Raw genomic sequence first — 15,795 nt, forward strand, 5'->3', positions numbered from 1 at the left:
GGCTCCCCGATTTCGCCCGCCAGAGCGACCATCCGTACCGCGATGGGAGGGTCTGGTCGCTAACCAAGCTGCCGAGCGCAAGTCCTCTTTATCGGACCGGCCAAATGCGGTATTTCCGGCCCCATGAAACCCGCCGCTGCTCTTTGCCTGTTTCCGATTCTGGCGGCGAGCAGCCCGGCGTTTGCCGAAGAGGAGAGCGGGGCCTCGACGCTGCCGGTTGCGGCGCTTGTTTCGGTTAAACCTGCAACGCGGTCGGGCGTACCCGATGCCGCCTTTCTGGCAGCCTCTGCGGGGCAGGACGCGCCAGTTTCGATCACCGTGGGACGTGCGGCCGATCTGGTCGGCCAGCCGTTCGACATCGTCGCCTATTCGCGCGCCGCCCGGCAGCTCGCGGCAGGGCCCGGTGGCGGGGTGCCTGGCGAGATGCCCACATTGGCCCCGACTGCCTATTCCAGGATCACGAGCGGATTTGGCACGCGGCGCCACCCGATCCTCGGGACGCTGCGATCGCATAGCGGCATCGACCTAGCGGCCCCTACGGGCACGCCGATCCGGGCGACGGCCGATGGCGTGGTTTCGGTGGCGAACTGGAAGGGCGGTTATGGGCTATTCGTCGGCCTGAAGCACGCTGGCGGCCTCGAGAGCAACTACGGCCATATGTCGCGCCTTAACGTGTCGGCGGGCCAGAAAGTGACGCGCGGGCAGGTCATCGGCTACGTCGGCTCGACCGGCATGTCGACCGGCCCGCACGTACATTACGAGGTGCGCATGAATGGGCGAGCGGTCGATCCAGCCAAGGCGATGAAGCGACCCTGATCGCGGCAGTCTGCGCGTCGGGGCGTCAAACCATGTAGGCGATCAGGCCACCGATGCCGATGGCGACGCCGTAGGGCAGGGCATCCTTGGTGGATTTGCTCCCGAAACGCACCTTCTCGCCCTTCAGCCGTCGGGCAGCGAACCAGGCGAAGAAAAGGACGACGCCGGCAAGCGATACGTAAAGAAGCAGGAGGGCCGCTTTGCCCAGCGGCAGCCATGCGGCGACTCCGGTGTAGAACTTGGCATCGCCCCCGCCGATGACCCCGAAGCGGAACAGGATCATGCATATGACCAGGGCGATCAGGCTGTGCAGGGCATGGCTGGGGGCCGGGGCCGGATCGGCCAGCACGGCGAAGGCCAGGCCCGCGACCCAGGTAAGCAGCGAGAGCCAGTTGGCAATGCGCCGGTGCCGCAGGTCGGAGACCGCGGCCAGCAGTGCCAGGACTGCCAGCAGCGCAGCCGGGGCATAGGCGAGGACAGGGGAGGAGACCGTTTCGTTCATCGGGTGCCGGGAACTGACTCGCGCCGCGCCGCCAGGGGGGCTCAGTCGCGCGTCCGGTTGCGGAAGGTGACGTTCACTCGTTCCGACAAGATGAGGTAGGGCAGCCAGACGAACGCGCTGATCAGCACTTTCTGCATGTTCCCCTCGAGCAGCGACTGCAACGCGAGGCCCACCCCTACGGGAGCATCGGGCATACCCGCAAAGGTGCGCGCGATGGCCAGCTGCATCACGACGTCGGCAATCCACGCGAAGACCAGCATGCGCGGGAACAGCGGGACGGACCGTAGCGCCATCACGAAACAGACCATGTAGAAGAAGTTCATCACGACCACGTCGATCGTCATGACCGCCATCAGCGCAGCTGCCCATCCGGGCGCCTCGGGCGAGATGGCCGGGATCGCCAGCAGGAATTCCAGGCTGCGCACGGGCACGTTGAGCAGCAGGCCGACGATGAGCGAGACCATGAACCCTGCGGGCCCCCACGAGATGCTGCCCCGCGCCGCGACGGGATCCATCGAACGCCAGCGGCCGTAACGGCACAACCGCACGAGCGGCTGGCCCGACAGGAGGCCGGCCGGAAAGCTGCCCGCGGCCACGCGGTAGCCTGCCACCGGAGCGGCCGCGACCAGAAGGTAAGGCAACATCATGACGAGGAAGGTGCCGATTCCAGAGGGGGCAATCGGCGCGCCAGCAACCTTGACGATGCCGAGGGCGACGACGATGCCGATCCAGCCCGTGAGCAGCGCTTCGATCCACACTGCAAGCATGGCGACGACCCGGTGGCTGCGCTCCAGCAGAGAAGCCGAGATGCGCGTCACCGCGTCGGCGGCAAGGTTGCGGAGACTGGCAACGGCAGCGTCATGCATTCGCCCTTTATGCAAAAGTGTGGTTAAGTTTCCGTTATCGCGACGGTTGTTGATGAAACATATACGGCTCAGATGAGCGGATAGCAGGCGGTCGAGCTTATGTTTACAGTCGTAACCGACATTCCCGAGATCAGCTCGTAGGAGCCGCTGCCCACCACCTGCTTGCCGCATGTCTGGTCGGACGGGGCGAAGGCGAGGCCCGCGAGGGCCGGCCCGTTGTACATGCTCTTGGCGTAGGCGTCGGCGTCGTCGCAGTCGCCGGCGACGTCGACCGCCTGGCAGCGCGCAGCCCGCTCGGCGGCGTAGTGCATCTGCGTCACCGCCGACATCATGATCGAGCCGTTGATGGTGCCGAAGACGAGCACGAGGAAGAACGGAACGACGAGCGCGAACTCCGCCGAGGTCGCCGCGGCATTATTGCGCAGGAAGGCGCGAACCGGGCGCATCATTGCAGCCTCATCCACGCCGTTCGTGTGATCGGTGTGGTGAGAACACTCGCAACCGACGCGCCAGGAAAGATCGGCGTGAAGGTGTAGCTCGCTGTGACCGAGATATAGTCCCCGGGCTTGGCCGTGCTGCCGCTTACCGTGGCGGAACAATCGGCCGGGACCGTCGCACCGACGGCGGCGACTTGGGTCAATTGTCCTGCAGTCGTCGCGCAGTAGTAAGCCTCGGTGGTAGCGGTTTCGGTGACGCCGCTCCCAAGCGAAGTGGTCTGCACTGCGCTGTCGATCGTGCTGTTGAGATTGGGACACTTGCCGCTCTGCGTGGCGGGCAGTTCGGCGGCGGTATCGCACAGCACTCGCGCCGCGCCGACAGCTTCCTGCGCGGCCAGGTCCACCTGCATCCGCGAGTACATGTAGATGCTCAGATCGACGACGTTGAGCAGAACGAAGGCGAACGCCGGCAGGACCAGCGCCATTTCAGCCGCCGCGGAGGCGCGGCAGTTGCGCGCAAGGCGGGCAAGCAACCTCATTTTACCAGCTTTTCACGCGTGGTGCCGGGCCCGGTCACCACCTCAGGCGGAGTGATACCCGCATCGGTGCAGCCGCTCACGTCGCCGATGACCTTGCCCGTGCCGTTGATGGTGATGTTGTAGCCGACGAGGATCTGACAGTAGACTCCGTCATCTGCCTTGTCGACGATGCCGCTGAACGTCGCGGTCGAATGGGGGAAGTACAGCACCCCGGTGATCTTCCAGGCCGGTTTGTTGCCGGAATAGGTGAAATCCACTCCGGTAGTCAGGCGCGGATCGGTGTAGATCGCCACGTCCTTGAACGCGCTGCCCGCAGTCGTCGGCGCCTCGATCTCGAGAATGCCGGACCCGTTGCCCGTGCCGTTGTCGACCGGATAATGCTGGTAGGTGCCGCCGTTGGTGCCCGAAAAGATGACCGTGGCGCTGGCGCCCGCGGCGGTCTTCACGGTGTAGCGATTGAGGTCGAGCCGCCCGTTGTAGATTACCAGCTTGGTGGCATTTCCGGTCAACGTCACGTTGTTGGTCAGCTTCACATCGCCGCAGTATTTGATTTCGCCCGACTTGGTGCCGGAGATCTGGTTGCTTGCGGCGATCGAGCCGTTGTTGGCGAATTGCGGGTAGCTGGAGCAGGTGTTGGCCGGAATCCCGCTGACCATCGCTGCATAAGGATCGGTCGGCAGATTGGACTGCCCGGAAAGCTGGTTGGTCGGGTCCTGGGCACAACTGCCCGACACGCTACCGCCGGCGACGCCGTAATCGGCGTGCAGGCCGTTGCCGGTGCAGGTCATGTTGCCGCCCGACAGAACCGCGCAGCCCGATAGATTCGCGTCAGGCGTGCCGTTGGTCTGCAGGTTGTTCAAGGTCCAGACGCAGACCTCGTTGGTCGGGCCGGGGCCCCCGCCGCCGCCGTTGACGATTGCTACCGCACGCGCTCTGATAAGCTGGTTGCCGCCCCCTGATCCGGCAAAACCCAAAATCTTCGAAAACGAAAGGGGCAAGCTGGTGGTGACGATCGCTTCGTAGCAAACGGAGCCGCCGGGCGTGCCAGTGGGGCAGGTTGCTATGGCGGACGTTACGGTCGCGCCATTTTCCCCGTCAATGAAGCCGAATTTCTGGGCGGCCGCGCGCGCCTCGTTCTGGGCCGTGCTGCTGCCGCCGCCGCTGTTGACTGTCGCAGCGGCCAGGGCGGCGCTGTCGGCCGCGTTCTGGGCAGAGCGGTGCATGTACTGCCAGCTGCCGAGCTCGACCGAGTAGGCCACGCCGGCCACGACCGGCAACGCCAGAAGCGCGGTAAGCGGCGCGATCGCTGCAGCCGTGCAGGCGGCGAAGGCTACGGCCTCGCGGCGCGAGCTGCGAACCACTGTGCGGATCGAACAAACAACCTTCGCAAACGACATGACTGAAAACCCCGATCGTCCGTGTCATCGCGCCCCGAGCCCGGCCCGCCTCGCGGTTCCGGTAGCCTAAATGCAACGCATCTGGCGTGCGCGCTCGATAGGCTAGCGAACCAGCATTTAACACAAGTCAACCGGCTGCGTCCACATTTGGCACGCACACGCATTTCAACTCTGATTGTTCCCATGAATTGACCGCAAATTCGGCGAAATGCGCGTGATTCGGGACGTTTTGTTGCGTGATAGCCACGTCTTAACGAAACATCTTAATTTTGTTTCGATTTAAGCAATTGAAATTACACAGAAATCGAAAGAGCTTTTCGGCGTGTTGACGAAAGGTTAGTTTATGCCGGATTTTACAAACGTTCCCGCTCGGGGGAGCGATAGCCGGTGCAACGACATCGGGACATGGCCGGAAATCCGGTTTTAGATTTGCGAACCCGAGTGGGGAACGGCGACCCGGACTTAACAGTCCGGAGCCGGTTTTCCGAAGTTCGGCAGGACCACGCGCCTGTCGACGTCCGAAGGGATTGAAACATGTCCGAATTCGTCGGTCACGAGCAGAGCACCACCGCGGCCGGATCCAATTCGGTTGCCGCGCTTCAAGGCACCGGCAGCCTTTCCGATACCGCGACTTGCGATGCTTCGCGCGCGGCCGTGATGTGCAGCTCGGGAGGCTGCATTGCGGAACAGGGCGCCATTTTTAGTTAGCTTGAGAGCGGTGGCGGTCGACGGGATTTCGACCGCCGGCCATTTCAAGAGGGGGCATAAGTGGACAAGCGAAACCTGATATTGCTGGGGGTGGCATTGGTCGTCGGCTTGTTTGCCGTCGTCGTCGCCAATTCCTACTTCGGTGGAATCGAAGCACGCCAGGAGCAGATTGCCGAGGAGCAGGAACTTTCCCAGATCGTTGTCGCGAGCCAGGACATGGCGTTCGGCACACCGCTGGGCGCAAGCAACCTGCGGCTCGCCAACTGGCCGGCCGGTTCGATCCCCACCGGCGCTTTCACCAAAATCGAGGATGCCACCCAGGGCGGCCGCGTGGCCTTGCGCCCGCTCGTCGTGGGTGAGCCGGTCCTCGCCTCCAAGGTCTCCGGCGTCGATGGGCGGGCCACGCTCTCCGCCAATTTGCCCAAGGGCAAGCTCGCCTTTTCCGTCCCCGTTACCGAAGTTTCGGGCGTTGGCGGTTTCGTGCGGCCGGGGGACCGCGTAGACGTCCTCCTGACCCGCGTGATCCCGGGCGAAAACTCCGACGCAGCGACCGACAAGATGACCGACGTCATCGTCGAAGGCGCGCCGGTGCTCGGTATCGACCAGGTGGCCGACGAACAAAACACCCAAGCGGCGGTCGCCAAGACCGCGACGCTGGAGGTGGACCAGATCCAGGCGCAGAAGCTGGCGCTGGGCATCCAGCTCGGCACGCTCAGCCTGGCGCTGCGCAACGTGGCCGACAACGAGAGCGGCCCGCTCGCCACCGTGGTGCCGCGTAACCTTTCGGGCGGCAGCGTCTATCTGCGGCAGGGCTCTGGCTCCACGGTGGTCGCTTCCGCCGGGCCGCGCCGCGCCGCCGCGACCGTCCGCCGCCGCGCTCCTTCGACCGCGACTGCTCCCGCCCAGACCCGCCCGCCAGCCCCGACGATGACCGTCGTGCGCGGCAGCGATGCCAGCGAATACGAGGTGAAACGTGGCGTGTAATCCTGCAATCCGCGCCGCCGTGGCGCTGGCGCTGGCGGGGGCCGCGATGGCGCCCTTCGCCCCCGCGGCCGCCCAGTCGGTCCATGCCGGCCAGCTCGACGTGCCGATGAACAAGAGCCAGGTGGTCACCGCCGACCGGCCGATCGCCAAGGCGATGGTGGGCAACGCGGAGATCGCCGACGTGCTGCCCGTCACCGACCGGTCGATCTACGTCCTGGGCAAGAAGATGGGCACCACCAGCCTTACGCTGTACGACAGCGCCGGCCGGGTCCTCTCCATCATGGACATCGCCGTGGGGCCCGACGTGATCGCGCTGGAGGAACAGCTGGCGCAGATCGTGCCGGACGAGGATATCCAGGCGCGCATTTCCAACAAGTCGATCGTGCTGACGGGGCTGGTCAACAGCGCCGGCGCGGCCGACCGCGCCAATCGGCTGGCCGAGGCCTTCATCGACAAGGAAGGCGGCGGCACTGTCATCAACCTGATCGGCCTGGGATCGAGCCAGCAGGTCATGCTGGAAGTGCGCTTTGCCGAAGTCAGCCGCAACACCGGCAAGGACATCGGTTTGCGCCTGTCCGGCCAGTCGCGCGACGGGACCTTCGACGGCATCACCGGATCTGGCTCGGGCTTTGTGCCCGGCGTGCCCGGCACGGTCGAGAGCACTTTCGACGCGGCGGGCAACCTGACCGGCAGCAAAATCAGCGGCGCGGTGGCGCCCTATCTGGCGGTTACTCCGTTGGCCGACCTGTTCGGCATCATCCGCAAGACCTTCAACATCGGCAGCGTGGACATCACCGCGCAGCTCAACGCGCTGGAATCGCGCGGCCTCGCCAAGACGCTCGCCCAGCCCACGCTGATCGCGCTGTCGGGCGAGAAGGCCTCGTTCCTGGCCGGCGGCGAGTTCCCCGTGCCGGTCAATCAGACCAGCGGCGACGGGGGGGCGATCACCGTCGAGTTCAAGCCGTTCGGCATCAGCCTGGCGTTCACCCCCACCGTGCTGGGCGACAAGACCATCAGCATGATCGTGGAGCCCGAGGTCAGCGCGATCGACGAGAACGCCTCGCTGCGGATCGGCGACCTCGTCATCCCGGGCCTGCGGACGCGCCGCGCCAACACCACGCTGGAACTGCGCGACGGTGAAAGCTTCGCCATCGCCGGCCTGCTGGCGCGCGACTTCGAGACCACGGTGGAGCAGATCCCGCTGTTGGGCTCGATCCCGATCATCGGCGCGCTGTTCCGCTCGAGCGGGTTCAAGAAGGGCGAGACCGAGCTTCTGATCGTCGTCACGCCGCACCTCGTCCAGCCCATGCGGCCCGACCAGGTGCGCCTGCCCACGGACCGGGTGCGTGACCCGCGCGAGGGCGACACGTTCCTCCTCGGCCAGCCCTATCGCCCCGGCCCGGTGGAGCCCGCCGCTCCCGCCGCGATCGACCCCCAGGCTGCGGCACCCGCGGCAGGTCCGCCCCAGGCAGCGGCGGGCGAACTGCCCGCGACGGAAGGTGACGGCTATGAATTCTAGGTCCAACATTCTCGCCGCGGCGGGCCTCGCCCTGGCGCTGACCGCCTGTGCCGACCAGGGCGACCTCGTCACCCCGGCCTACATGGGCGGGCCGGACAACTTCGGCGAAGCCAACCGCCAGACCATGGCGGCGCAGATCATCGACCCGGCGCCGCGCTATCTCGACCCGGTTCCCGTGTCCTCGGCCGAACACGCGGCCCAGGCCGTGCAACGCTACCGCGAGGACAAGGTGAAGATTCCCGATCGCGTCCGCACGACCGATGCCGGGGTCCAGGAAGAATCCCGCGAAGCGAGCAACTGAGCAGTAACGATGGGCAGCCACGAAACCTTGTCTGAACGTATGAATCGATCGCAACCCGATGGCTCGCGGATCGTGGTCGTGACATCGCCCGAAGTCCTGGCCGACCTGCGGACCGATGGCGTCGCCAAGCTGCTACCCGGCCTCCGGCTGGAGGAACGGCAGTTCGGCGAACCCATCGCCGACGCGGCCCTGGCCAACGCCGACCTCGCCGTCATCGAGGTCAATCCCGACGACGGCGCTTCGGTCGCGCGCATCAGCGCCATCCGCGAACGGCACCGCTCGCTGCCTGTCGTCGCGGCCATTCGCGGGGCCAGCGTCTCGCTGGCGCGCCTGCTGGTGCGCGAAGGCATAACCGACGTCGTCACGTTGCCGTTCGACCTGGGCGAGCTGCAGCAGGTCTGTTTCGACGCGCTCGCCTCCCGGCAGACCGGGGGGGCTACCTCCACCAAGCTTGCCCCCGTCATCTCAGTCGCGCGTTCGATCGGGGGATGCGGCGCTTCGTCCATCGCCAGCCACCTTGCCGCCGACCTGGCCGAGCATGCCCGCACCGGGCGCGGCGCGATCGCGGTCGACCTCGACCTGCAATACGGCAGCCTCGCGGATTATCTCGGGGCGCACGGGCGCGGCAGCATCGCCGACCTGCTCGAGGCGCGCGGCCGGCTCGACGAGGAACTCCTGCGCTCGATCGTCGCGGATGCCGGCAACGGCCTGCTGATCGTCGGCGCGCCCGAGGCGCTCATGCCGCTGGAGTCGGTCGACAACGACGATCTCCAGCGCGTCATTCACCTGCTGCGCTGCCAGAGCGACTATGTCGTGCTCGACCTGCCGGCCAACCTGACCAACTGGACTCTCGCCACCCTGCACGCGTCCGACGCGGTCGTGCTGGTCGTTGAACTGAGCGTGGCGAGCCTGCGCCAGGCAAAGCGCCGGATCGAGCTGTTCCGCTCCGTCGGGATCGAGGACAAGGCCATCCGGATCGTGGTCAACCGCGTCGAAAAGCGCCTGTTCCGCACGATCGATCTCGACGACGTGGCACAGACCCTCGGCCTGCCGGTCTTCGCCAGCGTCGCGCTGGATGCTCCGACGGTGGGCGTCGCGCAGAATCAGGGCGTGCGCGTGAGCACGCTCAAGGGGAAAAGCAAGTTCGTCAGCGACATCGGCGCGATCGGCGAACGCCTGCGCGCCTCCCTGGCCGGCAAGGCTGCATGACGTGTGGCAGGTCGGCAAATCAAAGGTCGCGATCGGCGATAGCCAGCCTCTAGTTGCGGAGGCGGTCGTCCCGACCGCCCCGGAAGCGGAGGCGGTGCCTGCGTCGCTGGAGGTCTCCGACAGGTTCCTGGCGCTCAAGGTCATGATCCACCAGCAACTGCTGGATCGCATCAACCTGTCGCTGCTCGACAAGATGCCCCGCGAGGCGATCGAGCGGGAAATCGGCGCGATCGTGGGCGAGTTGCTCACCAGCCAGGGCGAGGTGCTCAACCGGGCCGAGCGGGCGAGCCTCTCGAACGACGTGCTCGACGAATTGCTGGGCCTGGGCCCCCTCGAGCCGTTGCTCAAGGACGAGACCATCAACGACATTCTGGTGAACGGCCACGAATCCGTTTTCGTGGAGCGTTTCGGCATCCTCGAGAAGGTGGGCACGCGTTTCCAGGACGAGCGGCACCTGCTGAGGATCATCCAGAAGATCGTCAGTGCCGTCGGCCGCCGGGTCGACGAGTCCTCGCCCTTCGTCGACGCGCGCCTGGCGGACGGGTCGCGCGTCAACGCGATCGTCGCGCCCCTGGCGATCGACGGCTCGCTTCTTTCCATCCGCAAGTTCTCCAAGAAGCCCATCACGATGGATCGCATGGTGGAACTGGGCTCGCTGCCCGAAGAAATGGCGGTGACGCTGCGCGGTATCGTGGGGGGGCGCCTCAACATCATCATCTCGGGCGGAACGGGCTCGGGCAAGACGACCATGCTCAACGCCCTGTCGACCTTTATCGACGAGCGCGAGCGCATCGTCACGATCGAGGATTCGGCGGAGCTCCAGCTTCAGCAGGACCATGTGGCGAGGCTAGAGACCCGTCCGGCGAACATCGAGGGCAAGGGCGAAGTCACGCAACGCGAGCTGGTGCGCAATGCGCTGCGCATGAGGCCGGACCGCATCATCCTGGGCGAGTGCCGCGGGGGCGAGGCGTTCGACATGCTTCAGGCGATGAACACCGGCCACGACGGGTCGATGACCACCGTCCATGCCAACACGCCGCGCGACGCCCTGTCGCGTATCGAACAGATGGTCGGCATGAGCGGGATGGACATTTCCGCCCGTTCGGCCCGCGGGCAGATCGCCTCGGCCCTGAACGTGGTCCTGCAGATCGGCCGGCTCAGCGACGGCAAGCGCAAGGTGCTTTCGCTGAGCGAATTGACCGGCATGGAAGGTGAAACCATCACCATGCAGGAGATCTTCCGCTTCAAGATGTCGGGCCGCGACGACCAGGGGAATGTCACCGGCCATTTCGAGACGACGGGTATCAGGCCGCGCTTTGCCAGCGCGCTTCAGGCCCATGGCATCGACCTCGATGCCTCGCTGTTCCGCACGCAGGCGAAGTTTCCCGGCTGATGACCGCGCTGCTCATCCGGCTCGGTGTCCTGGTCGCGATCTTCGCATCGGTCTTCCTCATTTCCCAGGTCGTCGTCGGCGCGCTGCTGAATCGGCGTGCCGAGCGCAACGCGGTCAACAAGCGTCTGACCATGTTGCGCTCCGGACTGGGCAGGGAAGCCGTCGCCGCCAACCTGCTGAAGAACGCGCCTCCTGTCCTTGCTGCCGATGCAGACCTGCTGACGCGGATGCGCGTGTCGTTCATCCGGGCCGTCATGGTTTCGGCCTTGCCGATCACGGCGAGCCAACTGGCTGTCGGCATGGCGGTTGGCCTGTGCGTCCTTGTGCTGCTGATGCTGATCTTTGCCTGGAGCGCGGGGTTCACGATCACGGCGGGCGCGATCATGCTGAGCCTGGTGATGTCCGCGGCGATCGTCATCGGCCTGCCGCTGATTGTTATCAGCCGCATGGCGCAGAAGCGGCGCAAGAAGATGGAGGAGCAGTTCCCGATCGCGATCGACATCTTCACCCGATCGCTCAGGGCCGGGCACCCCGTCGCATCGGCGATCGGGCTGATAACCGAGGAGATGCAGGACCCGATCGGCAGCGAGTTCGGCCTGGTTTCGGACGAAGTCGCCTATGGAGCGGAACTGACCGACGCCCTGGCATCAATGGCGGAGCGGTGGGATCTCGAGGACATGCGGATGTTCGTCGTAAGTCTCTCCGTCCAGAGCGAGACAGGCGGCAATCTCGCCGAGATCCTGGAGAATCTCTCCAACGTGATCCGCGACCGCGCCAGTATGTACCTTAAGGTGCGGGCGCTGAGCTCGGAGGGCCGCATGAGCGCCTGGATGCTCACCGCGCTTCCCGTCCTGACGCTGCTGAGCATGTTCCTGGTCAATCCGGGGTTCTATTTCGACGTTGCGCAGGATCCGATTTTTATCGGCGGTTTCGCCACGCTGATCGCGCTTTACGTGATCGGGGTGTTCACGATCCGGCGCATGGTGGATCTGAAGGTCTGACATGATCGAATTTCTCGCCACCAACTTCGTCGCCCGCATGGTCGTACTGGCGCTGCTCTTCGTCACCATCGTTGGCATCGCAGTGGTCGTGATCGGGGCGATGTCCCGGCGCGTGGCCGTGCGCAAGGATCTGAAGATGATCGCCACGCCCAGCGTGGCAGGAGGCCAGATCAGCTTGCGCCAGAGGCAGGAAGACCAATGGGCCAGGCTGGTCGATCGGATCGAAAAGGCCGGGTTGAGCCTTGCCGACACGAAGTCCGATGTTTTGCGCGAGAAGATGATTGCAGCCGGATACGAGTCTCCGGCAGCGCCGCGTGTTTACACGCTGCTACGCCTGTTGCTCGTGATCGCGCTGCCCGTGCTCTATGTCGGATTGAACCTGCTCAGCGGCGCGCAGATGTCCTTCATCAAGCTGTACATCGTGGGTTCGATCGCCGCATTGTTCGGGCTTTACGCGCCGGCGCTATTCATCCGGGCCAAGGCCGACCGGCGCAAGGAAGCCATCGTCAACGGCTTTCCGGATTCGCTAGATCTCATGCTCGTGTGCGTCGAAGCGGGGCTCGGGCTGGAGGCGGCGCTCGACCGGGTCGGACGCGAAATGGCCACCTCGCATCCCCTGGTTTCGAAGCTGCTGACCACGGCCACGCTGCAGTTGCGCGCCGGGGCCTCGCGAGAGAACGCCCTGCGCCGCATGTCGGATGCGGCGCGGGTCGAGGAAATCGGTTCTTTCGCCACGCTTCTCATCCAGTCCGACAAGCTCGGCACCAGCGTGGCGACGACGCTGCGCGTCTATGCCCGCGAAATGCGCGAGCGGCGCCGGATGCGGGCCGAGGAAAAGGCGCACCGGATCCCGGTGCTGATATCGATCCCGCTGGTGACATGCATGTTGCCGGTGATGATCGGGGTTCTGATGCTCCCGGCGGCCATCAGGGTCATTCGCCAATTGCTGCCGGCCATGAGCGGAGGTTGAGATGACCGGAAGAAACGCGCGTATCCTGGTGACGTTGGCCATCCTGCCGGCTCTGGGCGGTTGCAGTTCGGTCTTCGGCCGCGATCTGTCGAACCTGTTCCGGCCGCGAACCCCCGCTCAGGACGTTGACGTCACGGTGGCCGCGGTCGTGCCGGTCACGGAGACCGGGCGCCAGCAATTGGCCGCAGGCAATCCGGGACTCGCTGCCGAGACGTTCCAGAAGGCCTTGGCAAACGGCGAAGCCATCGGCCCGGCCGCGAACGGTCTGGGCATCGCCTATGCGCGGATGGGCCGCCCCGATCTTGCCAAGCGTTTCTTCGAGCAGGCGCTCGCAGCGTCCCCCGAGAACGCGATGTTCGCAGCCAATCTCGAGCGTCTGGTTGATGCCAACCGGCTGGCCCTTGCGGCGCAGGACGCGCGCGCGGCGATCAAGGCGGCCTCTGCGCTTGATCGCGAAGGCCGTATCGAGACAGCGACGGCGAGCGTGACCACGCCTGCCGCGCCCGCGCCGGCGGCGAAAGCGATGCGCCGGATTTCCCGGACGGAGGTCGCGATCGTGACCAGCCCCAGCAATGGCCCAAGCACTAGCGGCCAGCGGACGGCTGTGGTCACGGCGCGCCCGCGGACTTTCGAGCCCATCGTGCGGCTGCAGATCGGGCGGGACAACATTGCGGATTTCAAGCCGGTGGTGACCATCCCGCTGCCCTCGGCCCGCGCCGCCGCCCCGGTTGCGCGTCCAGTGCAGGTGGCCAGGCGCGCAGGTGCCGCCAGTTGACGCGTTGACGGGATTTTTAACCTTCTTCGGCATGACCGTCCTGAAAGGGCCGGATCATGCCAAAACAGCGCGCAGTCGAACTCACAGAAGCGACCTATAGCAAGCAAGCCAGAGCGCCCCGGACCCCGGTGCGCCTGCGCGTTCGCGGAACGGACGAGCGCGGCACGCCGGTTGAGCTCGAGGTGCTGAACCTCTCCGCCACCGGAATGCTGTTCCGGCACGCGGGAGACCATGATCGCTGGACCACCGTCGACGTGCTGCTGCCGAGCGGCAGAAGCGCGAAGGGCGAGATCTCGTGGGCCGACGGGGACTTGGTAGGCCTCAAGTTCATCGCGCCCATATCGGCAGCGGACATCGCGGCCGTATCCCTCAAGGGCGAATTCCTCGACGCACCGGCAGACGTCTCTAACCCAACGGTCCCCGCACCCGACTTCCTGGCGAACCTGGCCGAGACGCGGATCTCCGCGGGCCTCACGCTGGAGGATCTTGCCGGGAAGCTGGGCGTCAGCCGGCAGGCCGTCTGGTATTGGGAAAAGGGGCGCAGCACGCCCCGGCCGGCGGCTTTGCAGGCATTGCGCCGGCTGCTTGGCGATAGTGCGGGCGGTCCACGTGGGAATGCCGAAGGACTTTCGTGGAGTTTCTCGGCTCATGTCGACCAATTCAAGGCCGATCTTGCCGACCGCCTCGGATTGACCGCAGACGCGATAAGGGTCGTCGTCGAGAAATAGGCAGTTCCCCGCCGCGACTACTTATAGTTCGCTGCAGGCAGATGAGTCCAAGTTCCCAGGGTTCCAGCATCGCCGCCGGCAAGACTCGGCTTGAGGCCGGCTGTATGTGACATATTAGTGTCGCTACAGTTTACTGCTGGTTATGTGCGAAAATGAAACGCTCGCCCGATTCGCTTGGAAACCGCCCCTTGACCGATCGAAAATGCGTGTGATTGCAGGAGGATGCCACGCCTTCTGCAACTAGGTTAACAACGTTGAACATGTAGTTAAATTGTGGTCTGCTCTTCCTTCGACGAATCGCCTGCGGGCATTCGTTTGGGCAGAGGGCGAACCACCCGATGCGGTTGTTGCGACATCCAAGGAAGTGTCCTCGTCCGTCATCCCGCTTCGTCCTCTCCTGCGATCGAGGGGCTAGTTGCGATGATTTTTGAAGAAAAAGCCGGAACGGACGCTGCCGGGATGCAGGAGGCGGGATCGCTGGACGAAACGCAGGTTTCGTCGGCCATGCCGCAGGCGGCAGCAACGGTCATCGACAACGCGCCCGGCAATGTCGTCGTCCTGCCAGACGGCGCCGGAGTCACCCGCATCACCGCACGCGGCGTCGATCTGGTCATCGTCCTCGACGACGGCTCGCAGATCGTCGTTCCCGGCGGCGCCCTGAACGTTCCGCAGATCGTCGTGAACAACGTGGCCATTCCGGCCATCAACGTCGCCGCCCTGCTCGACGGCAACGAACCGCAGCCCGCCGCCGGACCGCCGCAGAGCTCGGGCGGCAATTTTGCCAGCGATCCCGGCGCGCTGCAGGCCGCTTACGGGCTGGGCGATCTTCTGCCCTATACGGAAATGGAGCGGGCCGCTCCTCCCACCGAAGAAGTCATTCCGCAGCCGATCGACCGCGACGTCACTGTCATCGTGATCACGCCGGACCAGCCCGCGGGGGCGATCCAGGCAACCAGCGTCGTCACCGAATCGGCGCTGCCGGCGCGGCCCGGCGAGCCGGCGGGGAGCAATCCATCCAGCAACGGCGAAACGACGACCGGCGTGGTGGTGTTCGAAGTTCCGGACGGGGTCGATACCATCTCGATCAACGGCACGGTCGTCACGGGCGTCGGGCAGACGATCGTGACCCCCTTCGGCGTTCTGACGATTACCGACATCGCGCCGGAACAGTTCACCTATTCCTATGTGCTGACCGACAACACGACGACGAATACACCCGTCGACGTCTTCACCATCGTCGTGACCGACACCGACGGTGATACGGCTCAGGGCAGTCTCACGATTTCCATCACCGACGATGTGCCGCTCGCGAACGACGATGCGGCCACGCAGTCGGGGCCGAACCAGCCCGTCGCGGTTACCGTGCTGGCCAACGACATTCCGGGCGCCGACGGGGTCCAGCCTTCCGGCGTTTCTTACGTTCCCAATTCGCTGTCGGGCACGGGCCAGGTCGTCAACAACGGCAATGGAACCCTGGTCTACGTGCCGGGTCCGGGCGAGAGTGGCACCGTCACCTTCAATTATCGCATCGTCGACGGGGACGGTGACGAGTCCATCGCCAAGGTGACGATCACACTGCTGGCGGACACGCATGTTGCCGCGACGAGCGCGGCGGCGGCGACGAGCGATGTTGCGGGCGACACCGATCCT

Annotated in this window: 17 protein-coding genes; 12 read left to right on the top strand and 5 right to left on the bottom strand. The window is 65.3% G+C overall.

Annotated features, from left to right (window positions below; all coding sequences use genetic code 11):
• Window positions 1–123 precede the first annotated feature (123 nt).
• The gene (locus tag ACWPMZ_RS16360; protein WP_455705122.1) at window positions 124–816 is read left to right on the top strand and encodes a M23 family metallopeptidase; all 693 of its coding nucleotides are present in this window, start codon (window positions 124–126) and stop codon (window positions 814–816) included.
• A gap of 25 nt (window positions 817–841) precedes the next feature.
• On the opposite strand, the gene ACWPMZ_RS16365 is transcribed toward ACWPMZ_RS16360, so the two are convergent.
• From ACWPMZ_RS16365 to ACWPMZ_RS16385, 5 genes are all read right to left on the bottom strand, one after another.
• The gene (locus ACWPMZ_RS16365) at window positions 842–1,318 is read right to left on the bottom strand and encodes an A24 family peptidase (protein WP_455705123.1); all 477 of its coding nucleotides are present in this window, start codon (window positions 1,316–1,318) and stop codon (window positions 842–844) included.
• Between the two features lie 41 nt (window positions 1,319–1,359).
• Window positions 1,360–2,184: a DUF2569 domain-containing protein gene (locus ACWPMZ_RS16370; RefSeq protein ID WP_455705124.1), complete on the bottom strand. Its 825-nt coding sequence runs from the start codon at window positions 2,182–2,184 to the stop codon at window positions 1,360–1,362.
• A 68-nt stretch (window positions 2,185–2,252) separates the two neighbouring features.
• A complete protein-coding gene (locus ACWPMZ_RS16375; protein ID WP_455705125.1) occupies window positions 2,253–2,633 on the bottom strand; it encodes a TadE/TadG family type IV pilus assembly protein in 381 nt (126 codons plus the stop codon).
• Window positions 2,630–3,160 carry a TadE/TadG family type IV pilus assembly protein gene (locus tag ACWPMZ_RS16380; protein ID WP_455705126.1) on the bottom strand — a complete coding sequence of 177 codons (531 nt, stop codon included), beginning with the start codon at window positions 3,158–3,160 and terminating at the stop codon, window positions 2,630–2,632. Before ACWPMZ_RS16380 ends, ACWPMZ_RS16375 begins: the two co-directional genes overlap by 4 nt.
• Window positions 3,157–4,521: a pilus assembly protein TadG-related protein gene (locus ACWPMZ_RS16385; protein WP_455705127.1), complete on the bottom strand. Its 1,365-nt coding sequence runs from the start codon at window positions 4,519–4,521 to the stop codon at window positions 3,157–3,159. Before ACWPMZ_RS16385 ends, ACWPMZ_RS16380 begins: the two co-directional genes overlap by 4 nt.
• Window positions 4,522–5,091: 570 nt before the next feature.
• On the opposite strand from ACWPMZ_RS16385, the gene ACWPMZ_RS16390 reads away from it, so the two are divergent.
• The 11 genes from ACWPMZ_RS16390 to ACWPMZ_RS16440 all read left to right on the top strand — a co-directional run.
• The gene (locus ACWPMZ_RS16390; protein WP_455705128.1) at window positions 5,092–5,265 is read left to right on the top strand and encodes a hypothetical protein; all 174 of its coding nucleotides are present in this window, start codon (window positions 5,092–5,094) and stop codon (window positions 5,263–5,265) included.
• A 60-nt stretch (window positions 5,266–5,325) separates the two neighbouring features.
• Window positions 5,326–6,249, top strand: coding sequence for a Flp pilus assembly protein CpaB (cpaB, locus tag ACWPMZ_RS16395; protein WP_455705129.1), 924 nt, complete (start codon window positions 5,326–5,328; stop codon window positions 6,247–6,249).
• Complete coding sequence (locus ACWPMZ_RS16400; protein WP_455705130.1) at window positions 6,239–7,768, top strand: type II and III secretion system protein family protein; 1,530 nt, start codon at window positions 6,239–6,241, stop codon at window positions 7,766–7,768. The genes cpaB and ACWPMZ_RS16400 overlap by 11 nt, the downstream gene beginning before the upstream one ends.
• Window positions 7,758–8,069: a hypothetical protein gene (locus tag ACWPMZ_RS16405; protein ID WP_455705131.1), complete on the top strand. Its 312-nt coding sequence runs from the start codon at window positions 7,758–7,760 to the stop codon at window positions 8,067–8,069. Before ACWPMZ_RS16400 ends, ACWPMZ_RS16405 begins: the two co-directional genes overlap by 11 nt.
• 39 nt (window positions 8,070–8,108) lie before the next feature.
• Window positions 8,109–9,278 (top strand): AAA family ATPase, encoded by a 1,170-nt coding sequence (locus ACWPMZ_RS16410; protein ID WP_455705132.1) that lies wholly within the window; start codon window positions 8,109–8,111, stop codon window positions 9,276–9,278.
• A gap of 1 nt (window position 9,279) precedes the next feature.
• The gene (locus ACWPMZ_RS16415; RefSeq protein ID WP_455705133.1) at window positions 9,280–10,671 is read left to right on the top strand and encodes a CpaF family protein; all 1,392 of its coding nucleotides are present in this window, start codon (window positions 9,280–9,282) and stop codon (window positions 10,669–10,671) included.
• Window positions 10,671–11,672, top strand: coding sequence for a type II secretion system F family protein (locus ACWPMZ_RS16420; protein ID WP_455705134.1), 1,002 nt, complete (start codon window positions 10,671–10,673; stop codon window positions 11,670–11,672). Before ACWPMZ_RS16415 ends, ACWPMZ_RS16420 begins: the two co-directional genes overlap by 1 nt.
• 1 nt (window position 11,673) lies before the next feature.
• Window positions 11,674–12,642 carry a type II secretion system F family protein gene (locus tag ACWPMZ_RS16425; RefSeq protein WP_455705135.1) on the top strand — a complete coding sequence of 323 codons (969 nt, stop codon included), beginning with the start codon at window positions 11,674–11,676 and terminating at the stop codon, window positions 12,640–12,642.
• 28 nt (window positions 12,643–12,670) lie between these two features.
• The gene (locus ACWPMZ_RS16430; protein WP_455705136.1) at window positions 12,671–13,417 is read left to right on the top strand and encodes a tetratricopeptide repeat protein; all 747 of its coding nucleotides are present in this window, start codon (window positions 12,671–12,673) and stop codon (window positions 13,415–13,417) included.
• Between the two features lie 56 nt (window positions 13,418–13,473).
• The gene (locus ACWPMZ_RS16435; RefSeq protein WP_455705137.1) at window positions 13,474–14,145 is read left to right on the top strand and encodes a helix-turn-helix transcriptional regulator; all 672 of its coding nucleotides are present in this window, start codon (window positions 13,474–13,476) and stop codon (window positions 14,143–14,145) included.
• A 420-nt stretch (window positions 14,146–14,565) separates the two neighbouring features.
• Window positions 14,566–15,795 (top strand): Ig-like domain-containing protein (locus tag ACWPMZ_RS16440; protein ID WP_455705138.1); only part of this gene is annotated, 1,230 nt, incomplete at its 3' end.

The sequence above is a fragment of the Tsuneonella sp. HG222 genome (assembly GCF_053819185.1).

Excerpts from the sequence above, each read along its gene's own strand:
- ACWPMZ_RS16405 (WP_455705131.1), top strand. The coding sequence starts at position 7,758 with ATGAATTCTAGGTCCAACATTCTCGCCGCGGCGGGCCTCGCCCTGGCG.
- ACWPMZ_RS16360 (WP_455705122.1), top strand. The coding sequence starts at position 124 with ATGAAACCCGCCGCTGCTCTTTGCCTGTTTCCGATTCTGGCGGCGAGC.
- ACWPMZ_RS16390 (WP_455705128.1), top strand. The coding sequence starts at position 5,092 with ATGTCCGAATTCGTCGGTCACGAGCAGAGCACCACCGCGGCCGGATCC.
- ACWPMZ_RS16410 (WP_455705132.1), top strand. The coding sequence starts at position 8,109 with ATGAATCGATCGCAACCCGATGGCTCGCGGATCGTGGTCGTGACATCG.
- ACWPMZ_RS16435 (WP_455705137.1), top strand. The coding sequence starts at position 13,474 with ATGCCAAAACAGCGCGCAGTCGAACTCACAGAAGCGACCTATAGCAAG.
- ACWPMZ_RS16365 (WP_455705123.1), bottom strand. The coding sequence starts at position 1,318 with ATGAACGAAACGGTCTCCTCCCCTGTCCTCGCCTATGCCCCGGCTGCG.
- ACWPMZ_RS16380 (WP_455705126.1), bottom strand. The coding sequence starts at position 3,160 with ATGAGGTTGCTTGCCCGCCTTGCGCGCAACTGCCGCGCCTCCGCGGCG.
- ACWPMZ_RS16425 (WP_455705135.1), top strand. The coding sequence starts at position 11,674 with ATGATCGAATTTCTCGCCACCAACTTCGTCGCCCGCATGGTCGTACTG.
- ACWPMZ_RS16375 (WP_455705125.1), bottom strand. The coding sequence starts at position 2,633 with ATGATGCGCCCGGTTCGCGCCTTCCTGCGCAATAATGCCGCGGCGACC.
- ACWPMZ_RS16370 (WP_455705124.1), bottom strand. The coding sequence starts at position 2,184 with ATGCATGACGCTGCCGTTGCCAGTCTCCGCAACCTTGCCGCCGACGCG.
- ACWPMZ_RS16420 (WP_455705134.1), top strand. The coding sequence starts at position 10,671 with ATGACCGCGCTGCTCATCCGGCTCGGTGTCCTGGTCGCGATCTTCGCA.